At 50.7% G+C, this 294-nt stretch carries 1 pseudogene; it reads right to left on the bottom strand.

Annotated elements, in window-relative coordinates:
- A pseudogene (locus tag KNP94_RS15845) lies at positions 1–294 on the bottom strand (IS200/IS605 family element RNA-guided endonuclease TnpB); the annotation flags it as partial.

Genomic DNA, 294 nt, shown 5'->3' with positions numbered 1-294 from the left:
TTCAAGATGCGTCCGACGACCTGCCTCGAGTTGGCGAAACGCACCCATTTCAACTTCGGGAGTTTTAACTTGTTGCCGACGATCGAGACATCAGGAAGTTGAGACTTACCCTGAATGTTCGTCTTGTACGATTGAACGGGATTGCTCTTCGACTTGAAGCGAGGCCGTTCGTTCTGTTTCTTGAAGAAGCGGTCAAAGGCATCAGCAAGATGTTTGACGCTCGTCTGCACAGACGTGCTATCGACTTCCTTCAGCCAGTCGAACGCCTGCTTCAACGACGGGAGTTCTTTCGAA

Source organism: Exiguobacterium sp. s80, from assembly GCF_018618725.1.
Classification (GTDB): domain Bacteria; phylum Bacillota; class Bacilli; order Exiguobacteriales; family Exiguobacteriaceae; genus Exiguobacterium_A; species Exiguobacterium_A oxidotolerans.
This window is presented reverse-complemented; position numbering and strand designations above follow the sequence as displayed.